Consider the following 25,203-nt stretch of genomic DNA (forward strand, 5'->3'; position numbering starts at 1 on the left):
TAAGCACACACGGTACCGGGCGTCGGCGGCCGGTGCGGCCGCCGGGTGAGGAGTGATCAGATGTCAGACGTTCTCGACGGCCCCTCCGCGGGGTCCGCGGGCGGCCCGCTGCGGCGGCGGACGTTCCTGGCCGCGGCCGGGGCGGGCGCTCTCGCGACAGGCGCTCTCGCGGCGGCCGGTACCGGTACGGCGGCCCGGGCCGCGACCGGCCGGCCCCCGGCGCGGGTGGCCACCGTGGTCCTGAACGGGCGGGTGTTCACCGGAATCACCGGTAGCGCGCGGGCGCAGGCGGTGGCCGTCGGCACCGACGGAAAGGTGCTCGCGGTCGGTAGCAACGCGGACATACGCCGGCGCATCGGCCCCCGTACCGTTGTCGTCGACGCAGACGGCGGTACGGTCATGCCGGGCATCCAGGACGGGCACATGCACCCGCTCGGGGCGGCCGCGCAGTCCCTGAACCCGTCCTTGGGCAATGCGAGCATGACGGTCGATCAGTTCCGCGCGAGGATCCAGGAGATGCTGGACGCCTCGGCGGCGCGGGAACCGGACGGCTGGCTCCAGGTGACCGACTGGAACCCCGTCGGCCTGCTGCCCGCGGGCACCGTGGCCGACAAGTCGCTGCTCGACTCGCTGAACACCAGACGCCCGATCTTCCTGCAGGGCTCCGACTTCCACAACAGCCTCGCCAACAGCCGGGCGCTCGCTCTCGCGGGAGTGGACCGCACCACCCCCGATCCCGCCGGCGGAAAGATCGTCCGCGGCGCCGACGGCGAACCGACCGGGCTGCTGGCGGACGACGCCCAAGGGCTCGTCACCCGGGTGATCCCTCCGCACAGTCCCGACCTGGTCCTCGCCGCCCAGAAGAAGATGGCCGGCGCGCTCCTGGCCGCGGGCATCACGTCCTTCCTCGACGCCGCCAGCGGTGAGGGGTTCGTCACGACCTACGCCGAGCTCATGACCACGGGCGTGCTGCCGCAGCGCATCACCCCCGCCCTGGTGATCGACGCGGAACTCGCCAAGAAGCCCAAGGAGGCGGCCGAGTACCTGCGCGGCGTGCGGCAGCGGTTCGCCGGACCGGACGGGCTGCGGCTGACCACGGCCAAGGTGTTCCTCGACGGAGTGATGGAGTTCCCGGCGCAGACCGCCGCCCTGCTGGACCCGTACCTGGACGCCCAGGGCAGGCCGACCGACAACCGCGGCCCCCTCCACGTCAGCGACCGCGACTACCGGGCCCTCGTCCGGGCCCTGGACGCGGACGGCTGGCAGATGCACGCCCACGCCATCGGCGACCGCGCCGTCCGCACGGCCCTGAACGCCTACGAGGCCGTCGCCCGCCCCGGCCGCCACAGCCGACGGCACACCATCACCCACCTCCAGCTGGTGCACCCCGACGACTACCGGCGCTTCGCCCGCGCCGGAGTGGTGGCCAGCATGCAGTTGCAGTGGGCACTGCCCTCCTCGTTCACCAACGACGCGCTCAAGCCCTACATCGGGCCCGAGCGGTACGCCCGCCTGTACCCGGCCCGCAGCCTGGCCAAGGCGGGCGCCGTGCTGGCCGGTGGCTCGGACTGGCCGGTCGACCCGCTGGCTCCCTTCACCCAGATCGCCACCGCGATCGACCGCAGCAACCCCGAGGAGAACCAGCCGCCGCTCAACGCACGCGAGGGGCTGACCCGCACCCAGTCGCTGGTCATGCACACCGGGGGCGCGGCGCACCAGTTGCACGACGGGAACTCGGGAACCGTCTGTCCGGGCAAGCGGGCGGATCTGATCGTCCTCGACCGGGACATCACCAAGGTTCCCGTGAAGGAGATCCGCGCCACCAAGGTCCAGTACACCTTGATCTCCGGACGGGTGGTCCACGACGCGGAGTCCCAGACGGGACGGGCCCGCGTCGAGGCGGCGCGGCGCATCGGCGCGCAGGGCGCCGGCCGGACATCGGGCGGTTCCTGCTGCCAAGGGCACTGACCCGCACAGACCGACGCGCCCCGGATCCCCAAGCAGGGGTCGGGGCGCGCTCGGGAGGGCGGGGCGCAGCAACACGATCGGCCGGACAAGTCCTAGTCGACGCGCAGCTTCGTCACGCTCGACACCGACAGGTGGACCGGCAGGGCGCCCGTGTTCACCTGGGCGGCCAGTTGCTGGGCCCGCTGCTTGGTGAAGTCGCCGGAGATCTCGGCCTTGCCGCCGGTGATCGGGCCGTTCACCTGAGGTGCGGACACCACGACACCGTCGAGGACGATGGCGAACTGGTTCTGGGGCGCCTGCTGCGTCGACAACTGCCCCGTGATGTCGGCGAACTTCGCCCCGCCCGCAGCGGTGAAGTCCAGCTTCACGAACCAGCCGCTGCCCCGCTCCGCGTCGTACGCAGCCTCCGCCTCGGACACGTCCGTACCGGCTACGGCGACCGGCCCGAGCTGGTACGTGGAGACGGTGCCCTGGTACTCCCCGCACGCGGTGAGCGGCTCCGACGGGGACCCCTCCACCGCGGCCGGGCACTTCTCCACACCCGGCTCGGCGGCCGTGCTCAGCACCGGCCGGAACGCCAGCTCCGCCGGCTGCCCGAGCGCCTCCAACGTCTCCTGCCGGGCGGCCGGACCGGACACCGTGATCTGGCTCTTGTCCTCGACGGTCACCTTCACGCCACCCAGCCCGGCCTTCGCCGCCCGGTCCCGGATCAGCTCGGCGGTCCGCTCCAACGTCTGCGGGCTCACGGGTTCCTGCGGCATGAACGTCACGTCGGCCCGCCCTCCGCCGGACTCCCCGTCGCCCCCGGCCTCCCCGGAGGCCGACCCGGACGCGGACCCAGACGCCGACTTCCCCGGCTTCCCCGACCGAGGCCGGTCCGAGTCACCGGAGTCACCCGACCCACCGCACCCGCACACCAGCGCGACCAGACACGCCACCCCGAGCACCCTGCGCAACGCCATCCCGTCCCCCCATCCCCCGACGCTTCATGACCGCCCATCGTGGCACGAAGAACCCGCAACGGGGCACCCTTACGCCAAGTGTCACCAAGCGCTCAACACGGTAGCCGCCCCTGCGCGTTGACCTGTCGCACCCGAGCGCGCAGCACGTCTCCCGGCGCCGCCTCCCGCAGCGAGCCGGGAGGGCAGTCCCGCTCCCGGCCGCCCCCGACGGGTCTCAGCTGGACGTAGCCGCCCTCCTCCCCCATCACCTCGCCGAGCCGCCCGTCCCGTACGTCCACGGCGTACGACCGCCGCGCGGTCACGTCTCCGCCGCCTTGCGCAGGACGGCGGCGAGCCGGGCGGCGACGGTCATGTTGCAGCACCCCAGCCGCACGAGGGGGAACGGCTGGTCGCTCGCCCCGGTCACCGGGTCGATGCCCAGCGACGGCAGGATGATCCCGACGGCACGCAACGCCTGGTCGAGCTGCTCGACGGCCTCCTCGGTCGTCAGGGCGAGAAGCCGCTCGGGGCGCCGCCGTCCGTTCGCCGCGGCTGTTCTGTTCTTCACGGCCACTTCCTCCACGCTGGGTTGCAGATTCACCACACAGCGTGTCCGAGGGGTGTCTAGCCTGGCCAGATACGACGCCCCAACAGGGGGACTGCTGGACAGGGGAGCACGACCATGCCCGGACCGAAGGACCTCGACCCGTCGTCATCACCCCGCGCGCTCCTGGGCGCGGAGCTGCGCCACGCCAGGGAGAAGGCGGGCCTCAGCCAGGAGGACCTGGGCCAACGACTGTTCGTGAGCGGCTCGTTCGTGGGCCAGCAGGAAGCGGCCACACGGCGGATGAATCCAGAGATCGCCCGCCTCATCGATGTTGCCCTGGACACGGGGGACTTCTTCCTGCGTAACTGCAAGGCCGCCGCCAAGTCCACTTACACGGAGCACTTCGTGGAGGCGGTGGAGGCGGAGTCGTCAGCCACGGAGATCCGGCAGTACGAGCCCCTCCTGATCCCCGGGCTGATCCAGACACCCGCGTACGCACGGGCCGTGTTCCGCGCCTACCAGCCCACCGCTCCAGAGGAGGTGATCGAGAGGAAGGTGGCACACCGGATGGAACGTGCCCACATCCTGGAGGGTGCAACAGGTCCGTTGTTTTGGACCGTGATGGATGAGGCGGTGGTGCGGCGAGTGACGGGCGGGCGCGCTGTGATGGCGGAGGCCCTGCGGCACATCATCGCCCTGGTTCAGGAGAACCGGATCATCCTGCAGGTGCTGCCATTCGAAGCGGGAGCCCACGCGTCGATGGAGGGCTCCATCAAGTTGATGGACTTCGTGGACGCCCCCACGCTGCTCTACTTCGAGGGAGTTGGCTCCGGACGACTGGAGGACGACCCCGCGACCGTTCGGTACCAGCGGCGCACCCACGAGTTCCTCGCCGCCGCCGCGCTCTCGCCTGAGAAGTCCCTGGCCATGCTCGAAGCCATGGCTCAGGATTACGAGCATGAGGCACATCCCTGAGCGCGACCTGAACGCAGCCACCTGGCACAAGTCCAGCTACAGCGAAGGCAGCGGCGGCAACTGCCTGGAGGTCGCCGACGGCGTCACCACCCTCGTGCCCGTCCGCGACAGCAAGACCCCCCTCGGCCCGAAGCTCGTGTTCCGGGCCGAGGCGTGGTCCTCGTTCGTCGAAGACGTCAAGCGGCGGCGGGACTAGGCAAAGACGGCCTCCGCCAGGCGTGTCACCTGGTCGGGGTCGGCCGCCCAGCAGTAGAGGATCACCTCGTCCGCCCCGATCCCGGCGTACCCGGCGACCGCCGCGCGGATCGCGTCCGGTGTGGTGAGGAGCCCCTCCGCCATGTACTCGGCGCGACCCGTGAACTCGTAGTAGCGCAGCAGGTTCGCGCGGGCGTCGGCCACCACGGACGGCGCCCCCAGCGCGACGCTCGCCTGAGCCACGAGCTTCGGGCGCCCTTCCCTGCCGTGCTTCTCCCAGGCCCTCTCGACGTCGCGGAACATCCGGTCCATGTACGCCGGGGGCAGCGCCGCCCCGAGGAAGCCGTCGCCCCAGCGGGCCACGCGTTCGAGCGCGGCGGGGGCGAAGCCGCCGAAGAGGACCTCGGGGCCGCCGGGGGTGGCGGGCAGGGGCCCGACCGCGCCGACGCCCTCGGCGTACGGTCGGCCGGCCCACGTCCACCTCAACTGCTCCATCTGCTCGTCGAGTCGGCGTCCGCGCCGCCGGATGTCGATGCCCGCGACCCGGCAGTCGTCCTCGCGCCCGCCGATCCCGATGCCGAGCGTGAAGCGCCCGCCGGACATCCGGTCGAGCGTGGCCGTCTGCTTGGCGAGGATCGCGGTGTTGTAGTGCGGGGCGAGGAGCACCTCGGTCTGGACGCGGACACGGCTCGTCGCCCCGGCGAGGGCAGACAGGGCGACCAGCGGGTCGGGGTTGTCGTAGACGAGGCGGTCAAGGATTCCGAGCGTCGAGAAGGGCGACTCGTCGGCGAGCCGGGCCCAGGTCAGCAGGCCGGCGGGGTCGTCGACGGGCAGGCCGAGCCCTACGGGCACGGACGCAGGGACGGACGCGGGCGCAGCGGCGGGCACGGGTACGGGAACGGGGCTCATGGCGGAACACTCCTGAGCGGTAGAAGGGCAGGGCAGAGTCACTGCCGCCCCTCCATGGCCCGCGCCGTCTCGCGCGGTTGCTCCCGTTCTGCGGCGTACTTCTGGAGAGCGTGTTCGTCAGAGTGCGCCCCACCGTACGCGGGAGCCGCCCCACCCGGCGAGCGAATTAACAGGCCGCCGAGCCGCCCCGAGGCTCAAGCCCCGAGCTCCGAGCCCTCTTTTCATGGAATGGGAGGTGGGCCCCAACCCACCCTCCCACCCGGCATGTTGACGTCCCGCGTTCAAGTTGCCACGCACGGTGATCGTGCTGATAGCGTGCGCGCAGACGAAACAGCCCCCGCCAGGTGCTACCAACACCTGCGGGGGCTTGACCTACAAGATCGAAGAGGAATTTCGATCCCATGGCTGATGCCAAGCTTAGTAGCGCTCCCCTGCCCGCGCACGCGTCCCCGCCCGGGTCGCCCCACCCCATGGCCAACCCGGGCTACGGCAAACGCGCCGCCCCCGGCCAACGCCCCTACTCCGCACACGACTTCGCGCACCTCCCACCCCGCGAAGCAGCGATCGCCGCGTACATCGACCGCCTCCCCGACGGCGCCGACATCTCCGTGAAGACGCTGGCCAAGACGCTCCCGTACGGCCAGTGCGCACTGCGTACGGCCCTCAACAGGCTCCAGCAGGCAGGTCACTTGCGCCGGGGGCGCGAACATCTGACCGCCGAGTCGGGCAGTGCCCGGTGGATCACCCGATCGTGGTTCTCCCGGACCGCGCGGGACGACGACTGGTGGGCGAGCTTCACGCGCGGCGACGTGCCGGAGGCGCGGCGGGAGGCACAGGGGGAGAACCCCGAGCGTGGCCGCCCGACCCGGTCCCGGGCTCACATCCTGCTCGCGGCCCTCGGCCGTACGACCCCGTCCCTGTCCCTCTCCCAGGCGGACTGCGCGGCCCTGGCACCGCTCCTCCTGCCCTGGTTCGAGCGCGGCGCCACGGACGAGGCGATCCGCCAGGCGCTCACCACGGGGCTCCCCACCCCGGTCCACAGCCCGGCGGCCCTCCTCCGCACCCGCCTCACCAGCAAGCTCCCGCCGGAACCGGAACCGGAACCGGAACGGGAGCGGGAACGGGAGCCGGAACCCGTACGGCCACCGCTCCGCATGCTGGAGTGCGCCACCTGCCGCACCCCGGGCCGCCCCGAGGCTCTGCCGGGCGGCACCTGCGGCGCCTGCCGGGGCGAACGCGCCCCCACCCACCACAAGGCGCCCCTCCCGGCGGCCTCGGTCCACGCCCGCGCGGCGGAGATCCGTGCGGCGATGTCCCTACCGCCACGAGAGAGGACACCCGTATGACCGCTCCTACGCTCCGCCGCCACCCTGCCGGGGCACGATGGGAGGAAGGAGGCGACACCATGACCCCTGACACCGCTGAGCACCCGCAGATGTCCGTCGAGGACTTCGAGGAACTCGTCCGCAGGGCCCCCAGGGAGCTGCGGAACCGGCTGGAGTTCCTCGGCGGGAGGCTGTGCGTCCGGCACGGCCCGCTCGACGTCGACGAGTTCGAGGAACTGGCCGCCGCGGCCCCGGAAACCGTACGGCTCGAGTACTTCAGCGGAAAGGTAGTAGTCAAGGCCATGCCGGACGGCAACCACGGCGAGATCTTCATGTGGCTGCTGCGCCAGTGCATGCAGCAGCGCCCCGAGCTGAACCTCATGCCCAAGCGGGGCGTCAAGGCCGAGGCGTACCGCAAGGGCCGCGCCCTCACGGACGGCTTCCTGGCGCCGGAGGGCCACTTCAGGGGCCATGGAAACTGGTCCGACCCCGACGGCGCCCTCATGGCCGTGGAGATCACCTCCCACGACCGTGACACCGACCGCCGCGACCGCGTCGACAAGCCCGTCGGCTACGCGGCGGCCGAGATCCCCGTCTACCTCCTCATCGACCGCGACCACCACACGGTCATCGTGTTCAGCGAACCGAAGGACGGCCGGTACCAGCAGACCGACTCCCACCCGTGGGGCGCGACCGTGGAGATCCCCGCTCCCGTGGGCATCACACTGGACACCGAGAAGCTCAAGGACTACGCGGACTGACCGGCCCGGCCGCTCAGCCGCCTACTTGAACGGCACGTTCACGCAGGCCAGCCGGGCACCCGCCGTCCCCGCGTGCCCCTCGTGCGTGGCCGTGCTCTTCTCGTGCAGCACCACCGAACGCGCCCCGCCCGCCCGGAACCGCCAGTCAACCGTGGCGATCGAACGCGCCGAGCCGTTCTTGTTCGTGTTCACGTCCAGCCACACCTCGTTGTCGGGGTTGGCGAACTTCGGGTCGACGGACGGCTGCACCGGGTCGGCCTGGTCCTGGTAGTGCGGCCCGGCATCGGCGGGCAGCTTGCCGCACGGCTTGGTGTGGACGTGGGCGCCGTACGCGCGGTTCGCGACCAGGTCCCGCAGCCGCAGTTCGATGCGCGTACCGCCGTCGCGCCGCAGTTCCTCCTTGACCTGGACGCGGGCGCCGAGCGGCGCGAGCCCGGTGTCGTAGGTGACCGCCGGTGCCACGTCCGCGGTGGCCGCCGGAGCGAGGACCGACTTCACGACGACCTTGACCACGGGCGTCTTCGACGGCGTGTCGGCCGCCGCCTCGGGCGAAGGCGCGGGGTTGGTCGCGGAGGTGGTCTCGCTGGCGTTCGCGCCGGCCGCGATGCCGAGGCCGCCGGCGACCGCGCCGACGGCGGCGACGGCCGCGATGAGCCGCTTGCGCTTCAGGGTGAGCTTGTGTCGTGCCATGAGCTTGTCCAGTCCCGTTCGTGGGGGGTGAAGGGGAGCCGTCGCACAACAAGAAGGCACCTCAACTGCCGCTCATAAGCTGGCAGTTGAGGTGCCGGGCGACGCTGCGCTCACGACACTACAGCGGCACATTCGGCGGAATTGGATCACTACCGCCGGGTACTGGGGAGACTTGGCGAAAAGTCCGGGACCAGTGGCATGCTCAGCTCAGCGACGCCATGGAGGCGGGCTCGAACGCCTTCAGCTCGTCGAAGCGGTCGCCCAGCACCTTCGCCGCCCACTCGGGGTCCTGGAGCAGCGCACGACCGACGGCGACAAGGTCGAACTGCTCGTCCTCCAGGCCGTCGAGCAGGTCATCGATGCCCCGGACCTCGGAACTCTCACCCTGGTAGGCCGTGGTGACATCACCGTGGAGGCCGACGGAGCCGACGGTGATCACGGGCTTGCCGGTGAGCTTCCTGGTCCAGGCGGCGAGGTTGAGGTCGGAACCCTCGAACTCGGGCTGCCAGTAGCGGCGGGTGGAGGCGTGGAAAGCGTCGACGCCGGCTTCCGCGAGCGGGGCCAGCAGCGTCTGAAGCTCCTCGGGGCTGTCGACGAGCCGCGCGTCGTAGGCGCCGAGCTTCCACTGCGAGAACCGGAAGATGACCGGGAACGTCGGCGAAACCGCCGCGCGCACGGCGGCCACGACCTCCGCCGCGAACTTCGTACGGGCGACGAGGTCACCGCCGTAGGCGTCGGTGCGGCGGTTGGTGTGCTCCCACAGGAACTGGTCGATCAGGTAGCCGTGGGCGCCGTGGAGTTCGACGCCGTCCATGCCGATGCGCTCGGCGTCGGCGGCGGCCTTGGCGAACGCCGCCACGACCTCGTCGATGTCGGTCTGCGTCATGGCCCGGCCGCCCTCCGCGACACTGCCGTCACCGCGCAAGCCGGACGGACCGAGCACCGGCGCCTCGGGGAACGGGGGCTTCCCCTGCTCCCGGACGGTCCCGATGTGCCAGAGCTGCGGCACGATCGTCCCGCCCCCGGCATGCACCGCCTCGACGACCTTCGCCCACCCCGCGAGCTGCTCCTCCCCGTGGAACCGGGGCACCCCGTCGCTCTCCCCCGCCGACTCGTGCCCCACATACGTTCCCTCGGTCACGATCAGCCCGACGCCCGCTGCCGCCCGCCTCCCGTAGTACGAGGCCACATCCGCCCCGGGTACCCCGTTCGGTGAGAAGTTCCTGGTCATCGGGGCCATCACGATCCGGTTCGGCACGGTCAGCCCATTGATGACAGCGGGCCGGGACAGTACATCAGCGGCACGGGAGGTGGACGCGGTGGTCACGTGGGACTCCTCGGAGAGGTCGGTGAGACATCGAGTGGTTCGGTCGGTCACTTCGGCGCCCCGCACGCACTATATGCACATGCATGGATCGCTGTACTCGTCAACCGCCCCGCCCGCCACGGCATTCCGCCGACGGGCGGCGATCCGTGTGACCCCGGACACGCCCGAGGGCGGCACCCCCTGCCGGAACAGGGAGTGCCGCCCTCGGTACTGACGGACCGGGTCCGAACCTTCTCGCTACGAGGAGGCTCAGAAGTCCATGTCACCGCCCGGCATGCCGCCGCCGGCGGGCGCGGCGGCCTTCTCCGGCTTGTCGGCGATGACGGCCTCGGTGGTGAGGAAGAGCGCGGCGATGGAGGCGGCGTTCTGCAGGGCGGAACGGGTCACCTTCGCCGGGTCGATGATGCCGGAGGCGATCATGTCGACGTACTCACCGGTCGCGGCGTTCAGGCCGTGGCCGACCTGGAGGTTGCGGACCTTCTCCACGACGACGCCACCCTCGAGACCACCGTTGACGGCGATCTGCTTGAGCGGGGCCTCCAGCGCGAGCTTCACGGCGTTGGCGCCGGTCGCCTCGTCACCCTCCAGCTCCAGCTTCTCGAAGACCTGGGAGGCCTGGAGCAGGGCCACGCCACCACCGGCGACGATGCCCTCCTCGACGGCAGCCTTCGCGTTGCGAACGGCGTCCTCGATGCGGTGCTTGCGCTCCTTGAGCTCGACCTCGGTCGCGGCACCGGCCTTGATGACGGCCACGCCGCCCGCGAGCTTCGCCAGGCGCTCCTGGAGCTTCTCGCGGTCGTAGTCGGAGTCGCTGTTCTCGATCTCGGCGCGGATCTGGTTCACGCGGCCGGCGACCTGGTCGGCGGAGCCGGCACCGTCGACGATCGTGGTCTCGTCCTTGGTGATGACGACCTTGCGGGCGCGGCCCAGGAGGTCCAGGGTCGCGTTCTCCAGCTTGAGGCCGACCTCCTCGGAGATGACCTCGCCGCCCGTGAGGATGGCGATGTCGCCGAGCATGGCCTTGCGGCGGTCACCGAAGCCCGGGGCCTTGACGGCGACGGACTTGAAGGTGCCGCGGATCTTGTTGACGACCAGGGTCGACAGGGCCTCGCCCTCGACGTCCTCGGCGATGATCAGCAGCGGCTTGCCCGACTGCATGACCTTCTCCAGGAGCGGGAGCAGGTCCTTGACGTTGGAGACCTTGGAGTTGGCGATGAGGATGTAGGGGTCCTCGAGCACCGCCTCCATGCGCTCCATGTCGGTGGCGAAGTACGCCGAGATGTAGCCCTTGTCGAAGCGCATGCCCTCGGTGAGCTCGAGCTCCAGACCGAAGGTCTGCGACTCCTCGACGGTGATGACGCCTTCCTTGCCGACCTTGTCCATGGCCTCGGCGATCAGCTCGCCGATCTGGGTGTCGGCGGCGGAGATGGAGGCCGTGGAGGCGATCTGCTCCTTGGTCTCGACCTCCTTGGCCTGGTCGAGCAGCGCACCGGAGACGGCCTCGACGGCCTTCTCGATACCGCGCTTCAGGGCCATCGGGTTGGCGCCGGCGGCGACGTTGCGCAGGCCCTCGCGTACGAGCGCCTGGGCGAGGACGGTCGCGGTGGTCGTACCGTCACCGGCGACGTCGTCCGTCTTCTTGGCGACTTCCTTGACCAGCTCGGCGCCGATCTTCTCGTACGGGTCCTCGAGCTCGATCTCCTTGGCGATGGACACACCATCGTTGGTGATCGTGGGGGCGCCCCACTTCTTCTCGAGGACGACGTTCCGGCCCTTGGGGCCGAGCGTCACCTTGACGGCGTCCGCGAGCTGGTTCATGCCGCGCTCGAGGCCGCGCCGCGCCTCCTCGTCGAACGCGATGATCTTGGCCATGTGAAGTGGTCCCTCCAGGACTGGGGGTGATTCCTTCGGACCGCGCCCGCGCCCGCGACGGACGGCTCGCCTGCCTCGTGGTTCCTTGCCCCACCTGGCCTGCGGGCCTCACCGACCCGGTCCTTCGTTGTCACTCTCACCTTCAGAGTGCTAACGCCAATGATTAGCACTCGGCATGGTCGAGTGCAAGCGCCTCCGGGTGATCCGCAGGTGAACGCGCCCCTGCGCGCCCGGTCCGCGCCCCGCCCGCGCGGCCGTCGGCGGACGCTTCGGCGGGGTGCGGACACGCGGAAGGGTCCGCACCCCGAGTACGGGGCGCGGACCCTCCGAGAAGAACGAAGAACGTCGCTGCTAACCGGCGCGTTGCTTCAGCCTGCGAGACGGACCATGTCCGCCTGCGGACCCTTCTGACCCTGCGAGATCTCGAACTCGACCCGCTGGCCCTCTTCCAGGGTGCGGTAACCGTCCATCTGGATCGCGCTGTAGTGGACGAATACATCCGCACCACCGTCGACCGCGATGAAGCCGTACCCCTTCTCCGCGTTGAACCACTTGACGGTGCCCTGAGCCATGCCTAACTCCCCTATTACTGGCCCTTGCACAGATCCGCACTTCGCGGACCCGGGTCAGACCTCACCCCCCAACGGTTGGGGGTGTGCGCCGGAACGCGTCGACCGCGGCTGAATGTATCTGCCCAACTGCCGTCTGCAACAGGTCAATCGGACGAGAAAATCTGGACAGGCCCGGTCGGGAATGTACGAACAATTCCCCTGAATTCAGGGCAAGTCGGGCCCCATAAAAGGAGCGAAACACGCAAATGCCCTACAGACTTTGGCTACTTCATATAGGGCGTGCGGCGCGATTGGATATGCACCCGGCATGAAATCACAATGACGATCGGACCGGGTTCCCCAACTGTACCGTGCTCAACCATAGAGAATTGCCCCCTCCGCTTCTCTCGCGGTGGGGGCAATTCGATGAACAGTCCGTAATCACTGTTACCGACGGTTACTACCGACGGGTACGGAACGGGTTCAGCCGCCGGCGACGGCCGGGATGATCGACACGCCCGCCCCGTCCGGCGTTGCGGTCTCGAGGCCCTGCTCGAACCGCACGTCGTCGTCGTTCACGTACACGTTCACGAACCGCCGCAGCTTCCCCTGGTCGTCGAGGACGCGCGCGGCGATCCCGGTGTGGTTCTTCTCCAGGTCCGCGATGACCTCGGCGAGGGTGGCACCTTCGGCCTGCACCTCGGCCTGACCGCCGGTGTAGGTGCGAAGGATGGTGGGGATGCGAACGCTGACGCTCATGACGTGTGACCTCCGGGTGTGTGCGGCAGAGCTATGGGGCGCGGGGTTGTGTTGGATCTGCGGCTGCCGCCGCGTGGGCGCGACCGGCCCCCACGGGCCCGCAGACGAACGACTACCAGGCCTTACACAAGCCCGGCCTCACGGAACGAATCGAGGTTGGGCCGAATGGTCGCGGTGAGCCCCGTCCCGGCGACCGCGTCCAGCGTCTTGAGACCGTCACCGGTGTTGAGCACGACGGTCGTCAGCGCCGGGTCCAGCAGCCCGTTCTCGATCAGCTTCTTGGTGACCCCCACGGTCACCCCGCCGGCGGTCTCCGCGAAGATCCCCTCGGTCCGGGCGAGCAGCTTGATCGCGACGACGATCTGCTCGTCGGTCACGTCCTCCACGGCCCCGCCGGTCCGGCGGGCGATGTCGAGGACGTACGGCCCGTCCGCAGGGTTGCCGATCGCCAGCGACTTGGCGATCGTGTCCGGCTTCTGCGGCCGGACGACGTCGTGGCCCGCCTTGTACGCGACCGACACCGGCGAGCAGCCCTCGGCCTGCGCGCCGAAGATCTTGTACGGCTTGTCCTCGACGAGCCCGAGCTTGATCAGCTCCTGGAGCCCCTTGTCGATCTTGGTGAGCTGTGAGCCGGAGGCGATCGGCACGACCAGCTGGTCCGGCAGCTTCCAGCCGAGCTGCTCGCAGATCTCGTACGCGAGGGTCTTGGAGCCCTCGGCGTAGTACGGCCGGAGGTTGACGTTCACGAACCCCCAGCCCTCGCCGGCCGGGTCGCCGATCAGCTCGGAGCAGAAGCGGTTCACGTCGTCGTAGTTGCCCTCGATGCCGACGAGCTCACCGCCGTAGACGGCGGCCATGACGACCTTGCCCTGCTCCAGGTCGTGCGGGATGAACACGCAGGAGCGGAAGCCGGCGCGGGCGGCGGCGGCACCCACGGCGCCGGCGAGGTTGCCGGTGGAGGAGCAGGAGAGCGTGGTGAAGCCGAAGGCGCGCGCGGCCTCCAGGGCCTGGGCGACGACGCGGTCCTTGAAGGAGTGCGTCGGGTTGCCGGAGTCGTCCTTGATGTAGAGGCCACCGGTGACGCCCAGCTCACGGGCGAGGTTGTCGGCCTTGACGAGGTGGGTCCAGCCGGGGTTGAGGTTCGGCTTGGTGGCCACGTCGGCGGGGACGGGCAGCAGGGGCGCGTACCGCCAGATGTTCGCGGGGCCGGCCTCGATCCGCTTGCGCAGCTCCTCCGTGTCGTAGGCGGAGTAGTCGTACGCGATCTCCAGCGGGCCGAAACACTCCTCGCAAGCGAAGACCGGTCCGAGGGGGACGCGGTGACCGCACTCCCGACAGCTCAGGGCGGCGGCGGGGCCGAGGTCGACGCTCTTCGCGGCACCGTCGGCGGTCGTGGATTCGGTTGCAACAGTCTGCGCAGCCATGTGAGGCGAGGCCCTTTCTCCTCATCTTCCTCACGACGCATCTCGCCGTGAGACGGATTTGGCACCTTCCCTAGCCGGACCTCGCCACGGCGACGTGACAAGACAGCTGGAGGGTTGCCGGGGCTTCATCGGGCCGTATCCCTCTGCCCCTCTGGATGAGCGGTATTTGGTTGTATACGCACACGAGCACCGACATGCGATGGTCATCAGCGTTGTTCAAGACTGTAACCGAAGGCCAGGACAGTTGAGAGAGCCGTCCGAACCGCGAGATGAACGCAGAGGAGCCGCGCACTGTGCTGAAGGAAGTCGAGCGCTGGCTGAGCACCCGCTCCTGGTCCGTGACCGATCGCCCGCTCCACAAGATCCTTGCCGCCAAACGGGCATCGGGCCAGACCGTCAGTGTCGTCCTGCCCGCGCTGAACGAGGAGGAGACGGTCGGCGACATCGTCGCCGTCATCCGCCATGACCTGGTGGAACAGGTCCCGCTCGTCGACGAGGTCGTCGTCGTCGACTCCGGATCGACCGACCGAACCTCCGAGGTCGCGGCGGCGGCCGGGGCACGGGTCGTCCACCGCGACGACATACTCCCGCGCCTGCCCGCCGTGCCCGGCAAGGGCGAGGTCCTGTGGCGGTCGCTGCTGGTCACGACCGGCGACATCGTCTGCTTCATCGACGCGGACCTCAAGGAGTTCTCGTCGGACTTCGTCTCCGGGATCGTCGGGCCACTGCTCACCGACCCCGGCGTCGACCTGGTCAAGGCGATGTACGACCGTCCGCTCGGCGCGGCCGCCGGCCAGGGCGGCCGTGTGACGGAACTCATGGCCCGCCCCCTGCTGAACATGCACTGGCCGCAACTGGCGGGCTTCGTCCAGCCACTGGGCGGCGAGTACGCGGCCCGCCGCTCCCTCCTGGAACGGCTCCCGTTCCCCGTCGGCTACGGCATCGAACTGGGCATGCTCGTCGACGCGCTCCATCTCGTCGGCCTCGACGCGCTCGCCCAGGTCGACGTGGGCGTCCGCAAACACCGCCACCAGGACGGGCAGGCCCTCGGCCGCATGTCCGCGGCGATCTACCGCACGGCCCAGCTCCGCCTGGCCCGCGGCCACCTGATCCGTCCCGTCCTCACCCAGTTCGAACGCGGCGAGGAGGGCTTCGAGCCGCGCACGTACTCGGTGGACCTGGAGGAGAGGCCGCCGATGGTGGAGATCGCGGAGTACGCGGAGCGGAAGGCGGCGTAGGGAGCGGGGGTACGGGTTCGTTGCCGGATGCGGGTGGGTGAGTGGCTGGTCGCGCAGTTCCCCGCGCCCCTGAAGGATCGGGCCTTCGGCCCGCCCTTCACCGGAAAAGCACGGGGCCGCAGGCCCCTGCTTTTCCAGGGGCGCGGGGAACTGCGCGAGAAACCACGAACTGCCCGCACCCGCCGACGCACACGTCCCCCCCACCCCCCAGGGCGCTCCTGTATACGGCCGAACCGCACGTTTGAGCGGTTCGAACGCGGGCTAGGTTGAGCCGTATGGCATCAACGCACGCTGCAGCCCAGGTGCTGGTCGCCTCCAACCGCGGCCCCGTCTCGTACACCCAGGACGACTCCGGCGGTCTCACCGCGAAGCGCGGCGGCGGCGGACTCGTGTCCGGCCTGTCGGCGATCGGCCCCGACGCCGACGCGCTCTGGGTCTGCTCGGCGCTCGGCGACGGCGACCGCGAGGCCGTACGCCGAGGGGTCGGCGAGCCCGGCGTACGCATGCTGGACATCCCGGCCGACATCCACCACGCCGCGTACAACGGCGTCGCCAACTCCACGCTCTGGTTCGTGCACCACATGCTGTACCAGACCCCTCTGGAGCCCGTCTTCGACGCGGAGTTCCGCGCCCAGTGGACCGCGTACGAGACGTACAACCGCTCTTTCGCCGAGGCGCTGGCGCAGGAGGCGGCGGACGGCGCGGCCGTACTCGTGCAGGACTACCACCTGACGCTCGTGCCGAGGATGCTGCGCGAGCTGCGTCCCGACCTCAGGATCGGCCACTTCTCGCACACGCCGTGGGCGCCCGTGGACTACTTCCGGCTGCTGCCCGACGACATCGCCGCGGAGGTGCTGAGCGGCATCCTCGGCGCCGACCGCGCCGCGTTCCTCACCCGGCGGTGGGCGGACGCGTTCACCGCGTGCTGTCACGCCGTACTGGGCCCGGGCGCCACCTCCGGCACCCGGATCGGCGTGCACGGGCTCGGCGCGGACGCGGACTTCCTGCGGAGCCGCGCGCACCAGGCGGACGTCGACGAGCGGATCGTCGCGCTGCGCGAGCAGATCGGGACGGCTCCCGACGGCACCCCGCGCCGCACGATCGTCCGTGTCGACCGCACGGAACTGTCCAAGAACATCGTGCGGGGCCTGCTGGCGTACCGGCAGCTCCTCGATGACCGGCCGGAGTGGCGCGAGCGCGTGGTGCACGTGGCCTTCGCGTATCCGTCCCGGCAGGACCTCGCCGTGTACCGGGAGTACACCGCCGAGGTCCAGCAGGTGGCCGCCGAGATCAACGAGCGGTACGGGACGCCGGGCTGGACCCCGGTCGTCCTGCACGTCAAGGACGACTTCGCCCGCTCCCTGGCGGCGTACCGCCTGGCCGACGTCGCCCTCGTGAACCCCATCCGCGACGGCATGAACCTGGTCGCCAAGGAGGTGCCACTCGTCGCCGACACGGGGTGCGCGCTGGTGCTGTCGCGGGAGGCGGGGGCGTTCGAGGAGCTGGGCGAGGACGCGGTGGTGGTCAACCCGTACGACATCGGGGGGACGGCGGCGGCGTTGCACGAGGCGCTGTCGATGGGGGCGGAGGAACGGACGGAGCGCGCGAAACGCCTGACGGCGGCGGCGACGGCGCTGCCGCCGGCCCAGTGGTTCCTGGATCAGTTGGGGGAGTTGCGGGCCCAGTAGCCCGGGGGTACGGGGTACGTGGGCGGCCGCGGGTGGTTCGTGGTCGTTCGCGCAGTTCCCCGCGCCCCTGAAAAAGCGACCGGGGCCGCGCCCCGTGCTTTTCGGCTGCAGGCCGGGCCGCAGGCCCATGCCTTCAGGGGCGCGGGGAACTGCGCGAGAAACCACAGCGCACCCGCGCCCGCCCCACCACAGGCGGCCCCGGGCTACTGGGCGCCCCCCGCCCCCACACACTCCGCGATCCGCGCCAGCAACCGCACCACCCCCTCCGGCCCGTCCACCACCAGATCCGCCCGCTCCGACAGCTCCGTCACCTCCGTGCTGCCGCTGCACACCAGCAGCCCGGGCACGCCCTCACCCCGCAGTTTCTCCACCGCGGCGAACGCGGGCAGGTCCCCGAGGTCGTCACCTGCGTAGAGGACGGCCGTCGCCGCGGAATCGACGACGTGCCGACGGAGGGCGACGCCCTTGTCCATGCCCGGGGGCCGGAGTTCGAGCACCATCCGGCCCGGTTCGACGATGAGGCCGTGGCGCGTGGCGAGGTCCGTCAGGGGCGCGCGCAGGACCTCGAACGCGGCTTGGGGATCGGCCGCGCGCCGGGTGTGGACGGCGACGGCCCGCCCCTTCTCCTCGATCCAGGTGCCCTCCCCGGCCCCCGCGCGCTCCAGCACCGCGGGGAGTTCCGCGCGGACGGCGGTGACACCGGGGTGCGGGGGCGGCGCGGTGACCGTGTCGGTCGCGGCGTCCCAGCGTTCGGCGCCGTAGTGGCCGAGCACCGTGAGGTGTTCCAGACCGAGGACGCCGGAGAAGCCTCCGTGGCGGACGGCGACGGCGGCGGGGCGGCCGGTCACCACGGCGACGGAGCGGACCTTCGGGGCGAGTGCGGCGAGGGCGGCGACCGCGTCGGGGTGGGCGCGGGCCTGTTCGGGGTCGGGGACGATCGGTGCGAGCGTGCCGTCGAAGTCGAGCGCGATCACCGTACGGCCGGGGTCGGCGAGGATCGCGTCGAGCGCGTCCCGGCCGGCCGGGGTCACAGGTGTCGGCAAGGTGGCCTTGGGGTTCTCGGAATCCTTGTGGCTGCCCATGCCGTCGACCTTATCCGTCACCGCTCGGCCCGGCGGGCCTCCCGCACTCTGCGCAGCCGGTTGACGGTCACCGGGTCGTGGGCCAGGGCCCGTTCGTCGTCCAGCAGGGCGTTCAGCAGTTGGTAGTACCGCACGGGTGCGAGCCCCAGGCGCTCGCGTATGGCCCGCTCCTTGGCCCCCGGGCTCCCCCACCCCTGCCGCTCCAACGCGAGGATGGCCTGTTCACGCGTGTCGAGGCTGTCCATGCGACGACGGTAACGGACGGGACCGACAGGGGGATGACTGGTGCGTCGCCGGATGCGGGCGGGTGGGGGCCGTTCGCGCAGTTCCCCGCGCCCCTGAAAAGCGACCGGGGCTGCGCCCCGTGCTTTTCATGAAGGGCGGGCCGCAGGCCCGTTCCTTCAGGGGCGCGGGGAACTGCGCGAGAAACCACGACGAACCCGCACCCGCCATACGAACGCGCACCCCCGAGCCCCTAGGCGCCCTAGTCCTCCCGCTCCGCGGCCGTCGCCGTCTCCTGCAACCTCTCCAGCACCACCCGCGGCTTCGCGTTCGACGACACGGCCGTCCCTATCTCCCGCTTCACCGCCGCACTGACCTCCGCCCAGGACGTCTTCCCGGCGGGATACAGCTCGGCCGAGGGGAGTTCCTTCAGGAACGGCGTGAGCACGGCGGCGTCCTTGTCGCCCGCCATCGCCTGTGACGCCGAGGACGTCACCGGCAGCAGGTTGTACTGACGGGAGAACGCGAGGACGTTCTTGTCGGCGTAGACGTAGTCCAGGAAGTCGCCGATCTCCTCCTGGTGCCCGTTCTGCTTGAACGCCATCATCCAGTCGGTGACCCCGAGCGCCGAACGCGACGGCCCCGAACGCCCCGGCAGCGCGGCGGTGCCGTAGTCGACGCCCCGGTCCGCGGCCATCCGCATCAGGCTGGGGTGCCCGTTGAGCATCCCGACCTCCCCGCGCGCGAACGCGTCGAACGCGTCGGCGCGGTTCAGTTTCGCCGGCGCGGTCGGCCCGGTGAGGCCCTTGTCGACCAGTTCGTTCTTCAGCCAGGTGAAGGTCCTGACGTTCTCCTCGGAGCTGAGCTGGTACGTGCCGACGTTGTCCACGTATCCAGCGCCGCCGCCCAGCAGCCATTGCATGGTCTCGGCCTGGGCCTCCTCGGGCCCGAGCGGTAGCGCGTACGGGGTCTTGACGCCTGCCGCGCGGAGTGCCTCGGCGTCGGCGGCCAGGTCGCTCCATGTGCGGGGGGCGTCGTCGATCCCGGCCTTGGCGAACAGCTTCTTGTTGTAGAAGAGCACGCGGGTGGACGCGGCGAAGGGCATCCCGTACGAGACCCGCCGCACCTTGCCCGCGTTGGCGAGCTGGCCGAGGAAGTTGGCCTGGACGGGTATGGAGAGCAGGTCGTCCACCTCGTAGAGCTTCCCGGCGGCGGCGTAGTCGGCGTACGTGCCGATCTGCGCGATGTCGGGGGCCTCGCCCGCGTCGACCATCTCCTTGACCTCGCGGTCGATGTCGTTCCAGGAGCGCACGGTGACGTCGATCCCGACGTCCGGGTGGTTCTTCTCGTATGCCTCGACGAGGTCGTCCCAGTACTTCTGGGAGCTGTTGGCCTGCGAGTCGCCGTAGTCGGCGGCCACCAGTTTCAGGGTGACCTTCTGTCCGTCCGCCTCCCCGGCCCCGCAGCCCGCAAGCGTGGACATCAGCCCCAGGGCGGACAGTGCCGCGATCGCCGAGGTGGTCCGGATATGGGTCTTCGTCCGCCGCTGTCGCACTCGTACTGCCCCAAACCTGTCGCACTTATCGAACGGGCTTCGAACAAAACAGCCTGGATCGCAGGCTTGCGTTCAAGCCCGTTAATCCTTCAACTTCTCGAACTCTGCATAAGGTCTACACCACGTGAGTGGACTAGACCTCTTGAGGGTACACGGGCCACACTGTCCCCTGTGAGACATGTCATCGCCCTCGATGTGGGCGGCACCGGGATGAAGGCCGCGCTGGTCGGTGCGGGCGGCGAGCTGCTGCACCAGGCGCGCCTCGCCACCGGCCGCGACCGCGGGCCGGACGCCGTCGTCGCGTCCATCCTCGACTTCGCCGCCGAGCTGCGCGCCCACGGCGAGCGGCACTTCGGCGAATCCGCGTCGGCCGCCGGGGTCGCCGTGCCCGGCATCGTCGACGCCGACCGGGGTGTCGCCGTCTACGCGGCCAACCTCGGCTGGCACGACGTACCGCTGCGCTCGCTCCTCGCCGAGCGCCTCGGCGGCATACCGGTCGCCCTAGGCCACGACGTACGCACCGGCGGCCTCGCCGAGGGCCGGGTCGGCGCCGGCCTGGGCGCCGACCGTTTTCTCTTCGTGGCGCTCGGCACCGGCATCGCCGGCGCGATCGGCGTCGAGGGCCGGGTCGAGGCGGGCGCCCACGGCTTCGCGGGCGAGATCGGCCACATCGTCGTTCGCCCCGGGGGAACCCCCTGTCCCTGCGGCCAGCGCGGCTGTCTGGAGCGCTTCGCCTCCGCGGCGGCGGTCAGCGAGGCCTGGGCCGAGACCACCGGCGATCCGGGGGCGGACGCGGCGGACTGCGCGCGAGCCGTGGAGTACGGCGACCCCCGGGCCCGAGGCGTGTGGCAGAAGGCGGTCGACGCCCTCGCCGACGGCCTCGTCACCGCCATCACCCTGCTGGACCCCCGCACCCTGATCATCGGCGGCGGCCTCGCCGAGGCCGGGGAGACCCTGTTCACCCCCCTGCGGGCCGCCATCGAACACCGGGTGACCTTCCAGAAGGTCCCCACACTCGTCCCGGCCACCCTCGGCGACACGGCGGGCTGCCTCGGCGCCGGCCTCCTGGCCTGGGACCTCCTCACGGACACCACCCCCACGACCCCGACGGACGCTTCGGAGGCAACCCCCTGATGCCAACCCAGCAGGCCTTTTCCGCTTCCGGTCCGAGCAGCAAGCCTGAAGGGGCACGGGGAACCGCGCGACAGGCCCCCCCACACCCGCAGCCGCCGTCGGCAGCGCGGCCCTACGTCCTCGAAGGCGTCAACGTCGTCCTCCCCACCGGCGTCGTCGAGAACGGACGGGTCGTGATCGACGGCAACCGCATCGCCGAGCACGCCCCCGCCGGCGCCCCCACCCTCGCCGCCCACGGCCTCTGGGCCGTCCCCGGCTTCGTCGACCTCCACAACCACGGCGGCGGCGGAGCCTCCTTCACCTCGGGCACGGTCGAGGACGTCCTGCGGGGCATCCACACCCACCGCCTGCACGGCACCACCACCCTCGTCGCCTCCACCGTCACCGGCGACATGGACGGCCTCGCCCACCGCGCCGGCCTCCTGTCCGAACTCGCCGAGCAGGGCGACATCGCGGGCATCCACTTCGAGGGCCCGTTCATCTCCCCGTGCCGCAAGGGCGCCCACTCCGAGGCGCTGCTGCGCGACCCGGACCCGGCGGAGGTCCGCAAGCTGATCGACGCGGCGCGCGGCAGGGCGAGCATGGTCACCCTGGCCACCGAACTCCCCGGCGGCCTGGACTCCGTACGGCTCCTCGCCGAGCACGGCGTCATCGCGGCGATCGGGCACACGGACGCGACGTACGAGCAGACCGTTCAGGCCATCGGGGCGGGCGCGTCCGTGGCCACGCACCTGTTCAACGCGATGCCCCCGCTGGGCCACCGCGACCCCGGCCCGATCGCGGCGCTCCTGGAGGACGAGCGGATCACGGTCGAGCTGATCAACGACGGCACGCATCTGCACCCGGCCGCCCTCCAGCTGGCGTTCCGTCACGCGGGCGCCGAACGGGTGGCGTTCATCACGGACGCGATGGACGCGGCGGGCTTCGGCGACGGCCGCTACATGCTCGGCCCACTGGAGGTGGAGGTCGCCGACGGTGTGGCGCGCCTGGTGCAGGGCGGCTCCATCGCCGGCTCGACCCTCACCCAGGACCGCGCCTTCGCACGGGCGGTCACCGTCGACCGCCTCCCCGTCGAGTCCGTCGTCGCCGCCCTGTCCGCCAACCCGGCCAGGCTCCTCGGCCTGTACGACCGGATCGGCTCCCTGGAACCGGGCAAGGACGCCGACGTCGTACTCCTCGACGCGGACTTCGCGCTCAAGGGGGTCCTGCGCAAGGGCGCATGGGTGGTGGACCCGTTCGCGAGCTGACCCCGGCAGCGGCGGGCGCCGGGACGGCGGACGACGGCGGACAGCCGGGGCGATCGATCCCCAACCGAACCGATGCGCCCCTTTGTTGGCCTGTGGCGCGAGTGCGGCGGTCGGCCCCCCGAGGACTGGGCCGGCCGCCGCTCTTTTGGCATGATCGGGCCTCCGCAACAGCTGTCGCCGGGCGCATTCTGATGTCAACGAAGACCGAACGCGTCGCGCCGTCGAATTCGAGGGGGTAGCACCGGGTGATCCTCACGGTCACGCTGAACACCGCTCTCGACATCACCCACCGGGTACGGGCCCTCAGGCCCCACACCACGCACCGGGTGACCGAGGTGATCCAACGCCCCGGCGGCAAGGGCCTGAACGTGGCCCGGGTGCTCGCGGCTCTCGGCCATGAGGTGACGGTCACCGGCTTCGTCGGCGGCGGAACCGGACGAGCCGTCCAGGACGGGCTCACCCGGACGCCGGGCATCGTGGACGCGCTGGTCCCGGTGGAGGGCGCGACGCGCCGGACGATCGCCGTCGTCGACGCCACCGGTGACACGACTCAGCTCAACGAGCCCGGCCCGCTCATCACCCCGGCCGAGTGGTCGGCGTTCCAGGAGACGTACGAGGTCCTGCTGCGCTCCGCCTCGGCGGTGGCCCTGTGCGGCAGCCTGCCGCCGGGGGTGCCGGTGGGCGCGTACGCGGGCCTGATCCGTACGGCGCGCACCCTGGCCGTCCCCGTCCTGCTGGACACCAGCGGTGAGCCGCTGCGGCGCGGGGTGGCGGCACGCCCCGACGTGGTGAAGCCGAACGCCGAGGAACTGGCCGAACTCACCGGCTCCCACGAGCCGTCCCGCGCGACGCGCGACGCCCGCCGCCGGGGCGCCCAGGCGGTCGTCGCCTCGCTCGGCCCCGACGGTCTCCTCGCCCACACCCCCGAGGGCCACTGGCAGGCAACCCCGCCCCGCCGCTTCCGCGGCAACCCCACGGGCGCCGGCGACTCGGTGGTCGCGGGGCTGCTCTCGGGCCTGGTCGAACACCTCCCCTGGCCCGACCGCCTCATCCGGGCGGCAGCCCTGTCGGCGGCGACCGTACTGGCCCCGGCGGCGGGCGAGTTCGACCAGCGAGCGTACGAGGAACTTCGGACGCAGGTGGCGGTGACGGGGGAGGTCAGCGCGGCCTGAAGCACCTTGATTCCTGACGGGGAAGTCCTCGGCCATGCCCCTGGAGGACTCCATGGTCATCTTCTGGCCGAAATTCGTAATTGTCTTTGGCAAGCGGACGGCATGAGTGACAGGCTGCCCACTGACCGCACTTACGTTCGAGAACAAGGGGGAAGCAACTCCCATGAAGTTGCGCTTGTTCGCACTTGCCGGTGCCGCATTGATCGCGACCCTGCCCGTCACCACTGCCCAGTCGGCATCCGCCGTCACCAGGTGCTCGAGCGGGTATGTCTGCACTTGGTCGGGTGCGAGCTTCGCAGGGACGAAGCACAGCTACAACAACGCGCACGGGTGCTACCCGCGCAGCGGCCGCTCAGTGTCCAACCAGACCGGCAAACTGATCACTGTGTACAGGGAGGAGTCCTGCTACGGGGATAGGATCGACATCCGGTCGGGCCATTACTCGGAGAACACTCCGTGGCGGGTGAAGAGCATGGCCGTCTGGGGCTGACGTCTGCGCCCCTGGTTCGCGCCCACGGCAGGACCTTTGAACACAGCCTCGTGCCACGCCGACGATTCGCGTGGCACGGGGCTGTGCCAGTTGCGCAACGCCTTCAAGTCCCCGGCTCAGGGGTTCACAAGGTAGAGCTGATCAATGTTCGCGTCACACTTGTTGCCCTCGCCACACACGATCTCGATCTGGTTCGTCCCCTTGTTCAGGGTGACGGGGGCCCAAGTGGTCTGCCACCCCTTCTCAAAGTCGCCCTTGGGCGAGTTGATGAAGTTCTTCATCCCAAGCGGCTGGGTGTTGGTCTTACCGTTCACCAGGAGCGTCGCGTCGGCATCGACACCAGGGATGCCATAGCGCACGTACAGGCGGTAGGCGCCGGCCTTCTTGATGCCGCTGAAGCTCCATGTGACCTTGGCGCCGACCTGATTGAAGCCCGTGACGTAGAACCCGCCCTCGGACTTGGCGCCGGGGATGTCGGAGGAGACCGTGGCGTTGCCGCCGAGCTGGAGGGTCTTTGCCTCCGCCTTGGGGAGCTCGCCGGGCTGCTGCTCGGTCTTCTTGGTCGTCGACGGGCTGGGCTCGGTGCTCTGGCCGGCCGTCGGCGCGGTCGAGGCGCCGCCACCGGCGTTGTCGTCCTTGCTGTCGTCGCCGCCGATCATGGCGACGCCGATGCCGATCACCACGGCGGCCACGACGGCGATCGCGCCGATCAGCAGGCCCTTGGTGTTGGGGCCGCGCCCGCGCCCGCCGCCCCCGCCGCTGCCGTGCGGCTGCTGACGGGTCGTCGGGGCGCCGCCGGGGAAGGACTCCGGGGCCTGGTAGTGCGCGTTCGGCTGCCCGTAGGCGCCCTGCTGCTGTACCTGGCCGTACGCCGCCGTGGGCGCCTGCGGGGCCTGGGTCTGCTGCTGGGTCTGCTGCCCGTACTGGCGTTCACCGACCGGCCGCACCCGGTTGACGGCGTTGGGGTAGCCGTAGCTCCCCGTGGGCGGCTGGGCGCCCCGAGCCTGACCGTCGGCGTAGAGGTAGCCGAACGGGTCGTCGTCCTCGGGCGTGCTCGCGCCGTTGCTGCCGGGCGTCATCCCTAGGTCTCCTCAGCGGTGCGGTACATGCGGCGTACGGGTGGCGTTCTTG

At 70.7% G+C, this 25,203-nt stretch carries 25 protein-coding genes and 1 riboswitch; of the genes, 11 read left to right on the forward strand and 14 right to left on the reverse strand.

The genetic code is table 11. The features are described from left to right. Positions 1-60: 60 nt before the first annotated feature. On the forward strand, positions 61-1,968 hold the full coding sequence (locus ACZ43N_RS30030) for an amidohydrolase (RefSeq protein ID WP_468102003.1): 1,908 nt from the start codon (positions 61-63) through the stop codon (positions 1,966-1,968). 92 nt (positions 1,969-2,060) lie between these two features. Here ACZ43N_RS30030 and ACZ43N_RS30035 read toward each other — a convergent pair whose 3' ends face one another. From ACZ43N_RS30035 to ACZ43N_RS30045, 3 genes are all read right to left on the reverse strand, one after another. Next, positions 2,061-2,714: a SecDF P1 head subdomain-containing protein gene (locus ACZ43N_RS30035; RefSeq protein ID WP_468102005.1), complete on the reverse strand. Its 654-nt coding sequence runs from the start codon at positions 2,712-2,714 to the stop codon at positions 2,061-2,063. A 308-nt stretch (positions 2,715-3,022) separates the two neighbouring features. Next, complete coding sequence (locus ACZ43N_RS30040) at positions 3,023-3,232, reverse strand: hypothetical protein (protein ID WP_468102007.1); 210 nt, start codon at positions 3,230-3,232, stop codon at positions 3,023-3,025. Continuing rightward, positions 3,229-3,477 (reverse strand): hypothetical protein, encoded by a 249-nt coding sequence (locus ACZ43N_RS30045; RefSeq protein ID WP_468102009.1) that lies wholly within the window; start codon positions 3,475-3,477, stop codon positions 3,229-3,231. The genes ACZ43N_RS30040 and ACZ43N_RS30045 overlap by 4 nt, the downstream gene beginning before the upstream one ends. A gap of 114 nt (positions 3,478-3,591) precedes the next feature. Here ACZ43N_RS30045 and ACZ43N_RS30050 point away from each other — a divergent pair, with 114 nt between their 5' ends. After that, positions 3,592-4,431, forward strand: coding sequence for a helix-turn-helix domain-containing protein (locus ACZ43N_RS30050; protein ID WP_468102011.1), 840 nt, complete (start codon positions 3,592-3,594; stop codon positions 4,429-4,431). Beyond that, the gene (locus ACZ43N_RS30055) at positions 4,415-4,627 is read left to right on the forward strand and encodes a DUF397 domain-containing protein (RefSeq protein WP_468102014.1); all 213 of its coding nucleotides are present in this window, start codon (positions 4,415-4,417) and stop codon (positions 4,625-4,627) included. The genes ACZ43N_RS30050 and ACZ43N_RS30055 overlap by 17 nt, the downstream gene beginning before the upstream one ends. On the opposite strand, the gene ACZ43N_RS30060 is transcribed toward ACZ43N_RS30055, so the two are convergent. Beyond that, positions 4,624-5,478, reverse strand: a complete 855-nt coding sequence (locus tag ACZ43N_RS30060; protein WP_468102078.1) for an LLM class flavin-dependent oxidoreductase — start codon at positions 5,476-5,478, stop codon at positions 4,624-4,626. The genes ACZ43N_RS30055 and ACZ43N_RS30060 overlap by 4 nt on opposite strands. A 458-nt stretch (positions 5,479-5,936) precedes the next feature. Here ACZ43N_RS30060 and ACZ43N_RS30065 point away from each other — a divergent pair, with 458 nt between their 5' ends. Next, positions 5,937-6,881 carry a hypothetical protein gene (locus tag ACZ43N_RS30065; RefSeq protein ID WP_468102016.1) on the forward strand — a complete coding sequence of 315 codons (945 nt, stop codon included), beginning with the start codon at positions 5,937-5,939 and terminating at the stop codon, positions 6,879-6,881. Positions 6,882-6,940: 59 nt separating this feature from the next. Next, positions 6,941-7,621: a Uma2 family endonuclease gene (locus tag ACZ43N_RS30070; RefSeq protein WP_468102018.1), complete on the forward strand. Its 681-nt coding sequence runs from the start codon at positions 6,941-6,943 to the stop codon at positions 7,619-7,621. A gap of 21 nt (positions 7,622-7,642) precedes the next feature. Here the strand turns inward: ACZ43N_RS30070 and ACZ43N_RS30075 are convergent, their stop codons facing one another. The 6 genes from ACZ43N_RS30075 to thrC form a co-directional block, all read right to left on the reverse strand. Then, positions 7,643-8,311 (reverse strand): superoxide dismutase family protein, encoded by a 669-nt coding sequence (locus ACZ43N_RS30075; RefSeq protein WP_468102021.1) that lies wholly within the window; start codon positions 8,309-8,311, stop codon positions 7,643-7,645. A gap of 202 nt (positions 8,312-8,513) precedes the next feature. Further along, positions 8,514-9,638 carry an NADH:flavin oxidoreductase gene (locus tag ACZ43N_RS30080; protein WP_468102024.1) on the reverse strand — a complete coding sequence of 375 codons (1,125 nt, stop codon included), beginning with the start codon at positions 9,636-9,638 and terminating at the stop codon, positions 8,514-8,516. Positions 9,639-9,887: 249 nt separating this feature from the next. Continuing rightward, entirely contained in the window at positions 9,888-11,510 is a 1,623-nt protein-coding gene (gene groL / locus ACZ43N_RS30085; protein ID WP_468102026.1) for a chaperonin GroEL, read from the reverse strand. Between the two features lie 368 nt (positions 11,511-11,878). After that, positions 11,879-12,082 carry a cold-shock protein gene (locus ACZ43N_RS30090; RefSeq protein WP_009339379.1) on the reverse strand — a complete coding sequence of 68 codons (204 nt, stop codon included), beginning with the start codon at positions 12,080-12,082 and terminating at the stop codon, positions 11,879-11,881. Positions 12,083-12,544: 462 nt separating this feature from the next. Continuing rightward, positions 12,545-12,820 carry a MoaD/ThiS family protein gene (locus tag ACZ43N_RS30095; RefSeq protein WP_055518759.1) on the reverse strand — a complete coding sequence of 92 codons (276 nt, stop codon included), beginning with the start codon at positions 12,818-12,820 and terminating at the stop codon, positions 12,545-12,547. A 122-nt stretch (positions 12,821-12,942) separates the two neighbouring features. After that, positions 12,943-14,244 carry a threonine synthase gene (gene thrC / locus ACZ43N_RS30100; protein WP_468102029.1) on the reverse strand — a complete coding sequence of 434 codons (1,302 nt, stop codon included), beginning with the start codon at positions 14,242-14,244 and terminating at the stop codon, positions 12,943-12,945. A gap of 18 nt (positions 14,245-14,262) precedes the next feature. Continuing rightward, positions 14,263-14,406, reverse strand: a riboswitch (SAM riboswitch). A 131-nt stretch (positions 14,407-14,537) separates the two neighbouring features. On the opposite strand from thrC, the gene ACZ43N_RS30105 reads away from it, so the two are divergent. Both ACZ43N_RS30105 and ACZ43N_RS30110 read left to right on the forward strand, forming a co-directional pair. Continuing rightward, a complete protein-coding gene (locus tag ACZ43N_RS30105) occupies positions 14,538-15,482 on the forward strand; it encodes a glucosyl-3-phosphoglycerate synthase (protein WP_468102032.1) in 945 nt (314 codons plus the stop codon). A gap of 275 nt (positions 15,483-15,757) precedes the next feature. Next, on the forward strand, positions 15,758-17,170 hold the full coding sequence (locus tag ACZ43N_RS30110; RefSeq protein ID WP_468102034.1) for an alpha,alpha-trehalose-phosphate synthase (UDP-forming): 1,413 nt from the start codon (positions 15,758-15,760) through the stop codon (positions 17,168-17,170). A 203-nt stretch (positions 17,171-17,373) separates the two neighbouring features. Here the strand turns inward: ACZ43N_RS30110 and otsB are convergent, their stop codons facing one another. The 3 genes from otsB to ACZ43N_RS30125 form a co-directional block, all read right to left on the reverse strand. Next, the gene (gene otsB, locus ACZ43N_RS30115) at positions 17,374-18,252 is read right to left on the reverse strand and encodes a trehalose-phosphatase (protein ID WP_468102036.1); all 879 of its coding nucleotides are present in this window, start codon (positions 18,250-18,252) and stop codon (positions 17,374-17,376) included. A 17-nt stretch (positions 18,253-18,269) separates the two neighbouring features. Further along, a complete protein-coding gene (locus tag ACZ43N_RS30120) occupies positions 18,270-18,497 on the reverse strand; it encodes a DUF3263 domain-containing protein (RefSeq protein WP_468078593.1) in 228 nt (75 codons plus the stop codon). Between the two features lie 239 nt (positions 18,498-18,736). After that, complete coding sequence (locus ACZ43N_RS30125) at positions 18,737-19,957, reverse strand: extracellular solute-binding protein (RefSeq protein ID WP_468102039.1); 1,221 nt, start codon at positions 19,955-19,957, stop codon at positions 18,737-18,739. 243 nt (positions 19,958-20,200) lie between these two features. On the opposite strand from ACZ43N_RS30125, the gene ACZ43N_RS30130 reads away from it, so the two are divergent. From ACZ43N_RS30130 to ACZ43N_RS30145, 4 genes are all read left to right on the forward strand, one after another. After that, positions 20,201-21,163 (forward strand): ROK family protein, encoded by a 963-nt coding sequence (locus tag ACZ43N_RS30130; protein WP_468102041.1) that lies wholly within the window; start codon positions 20,201-20,203, stop codon positions 21,161-21,163. Next, positions 21,163-22,410: an N-acetylglucosamine-6-phosphate deacetylase gene (nagA, locus tag ACZ43N_RS30135; protein WP_468102043.1), complete on the forward strand. Its 1,248-nt coding sequence runs from the start codon at positions 21,163-21,165 to the stop codon at positions 22,408-22,410. Before ACZ43N_RS30130 ends, nagA begins: the two co-directional genes overlap by 1 nt. Positions 22,411-22,655: 245 nt before the next feature. Next, positions 22,656-23,582, forward strand: a complete 927-nt coding sequence (locus tag ACZ43N_RS30140; protein ID WP_468102046.1) for a 1-phosphofructokinase — start codon at positions 22,656-22,658, stop codon at positions 23,580-23,582. Between the two features lie 163 nt (positions 23,583-23,745). Next, positions 23,746-24,072: a peptidase inhibitor family I36 protein gene (locus ACZ43N_RS30145; RefSeq protein WP_355399209.1), complete on the forward strand. Its 327-nt coding sequence runs from the start codon at positions 23,746-23,748 to the stop codon at positions 24,070-24,072. A gap of 116 nt (positions 24,073-24,188) precedes the next feature. Here the strand turns inward: ACZ43N_RS30145 and ACZ43N_RS30150 are convergent, their stop codons facing one another. Beyond that, positions 24,189-25,151 (reverse strand): carbohydrate-binding protein, encoded by a 963-nt coding sequence (locus tag ACZ43N_RS30150; protein WP_468102049.1) that lies wholly within the window; start codon positions 25,149-25,151, stop codon positions 24,189-24,191. Positions 25,152-25,203 lie beyond the last annotated feature (52 nt).

This window comes from Streptomyces sp. NPDC030814 (assembly GCF_055572155.1).

Coding starts and splice junctions, on each gene's coding strand:
- ACZ43N_RS30150 (WP_468102049.1), bottom strand. CDS start 25,151: ATGACGCCCGGCAGCAACGGCGCGAGCACGCCCGAGGACGACGACCCG.
- ACZ43N_RS30065 (WP_468102016.1), top strand. CDS start 5,937: ATGGCTGATGCCAAGCTTAGTAGCGCTCCCCTGCCCGCGCACGCGTCC.
- ACZ43N_RS30125 (WP_468102039.1), bottom strand. CDS start 19,957: ATGTCCACGCTTGCGGGCTGCGGGGCCGGGGAGGCGGACGGACAGAAG.
- ACZ43N_RS30055 (WP_468102014.1), top strand. CDS start 4,415: ATGAGGCACATCCCTGAGCGCGACCTGAACGCAGCCACCTGGCACAAG.
- ACZ43N_RS30110 (WP_468102034.1), top strand. CDS start 15,758: ATGGCATCAACGCACGCTGCAGCCCAGGTGCTGGTCGCCTCCAACCGC.
- thrC (WP_468102029.1), bottom strand. CDS start 14,244: ATGGCTGCGCAGACTGTTGCAACCGAATCCACGACCGCCGACGGTGCC.
- ACZ43N_RS30075 (WP_468102021.1), bottom strand. CDS start 8,311: ATGGCACGACACAAGCTCACCCTGAAGCGCAAGCGGCTCATCGCGGCC.
- nagA (WP_468102043.1), top strand. CDS start 21,163: ATGCCAACCCAGCAGGCCTTTTCCGCTTCCGGTCCGAGCAGCAAGCCT.
- ACZ43N_RS30090 (WP_009339379.1), bottom strand. CDS start 12,082: ATGGCTCAGGGCACCGTCAAGTGGTTCAACGCGGAGAAGGGGTACGGC.
- groL (WP_468102026.1), bottom strand. CDS start 11,510: ATGGCCAAGATCATCGCGTTCGACGAGGAGGCGCGGCGCGGCCTCGAG.
- ACZ43N_RS30030 (WP_468102003.1), top strand. CDS start 61: ATGTCAGACGTTCTCGACGGCCCCTCCGCGGGGTCCGCGGGCGGCCCG.
- ACZ43N_RS30095 (WP_055518759.1), bottom strand. CDS start 12,820: ATGAGCGTCAGCGTTCGCATCCCCACCATCCTTCGCACCTACACCGGC.
- ACZ43N_RS30145 (WP_355399209.1), top strand. CDS start 23,746: ATGAAGTTGCGCTTGTTCGCACTTGCCGGTGCCGCATTGATCGCGACC.
- otsB (WP_468102036.1), bottom strand. CDS start 18,252: ATGGGCAGCCACAAGGATTCCGAGAACCCCAAGGCCACCTTGCCGACA.
- ACZ43N_RS30050 (WP_468102011.1), top strand. CDS start 3,592: ATGCCCGGACCGAAGGACCTCGACCCGTCGTCATCACCCCGCGCGCTC.
- ACZ43N_RS30120 (WP_468078593.1), bottom strand. CDS start 18,497: ATGGACAGCCTCGACACGCGTGAACAGGCCATCCTCGCGTTGGAGCGG.
- ACZ43N_RS30070 (WP_468102018.1), top strand. CDS start 6,941: ATGACCCCTGACACCGCTGAGCACCCGCAGATGTCCGTCGAGGACTTC.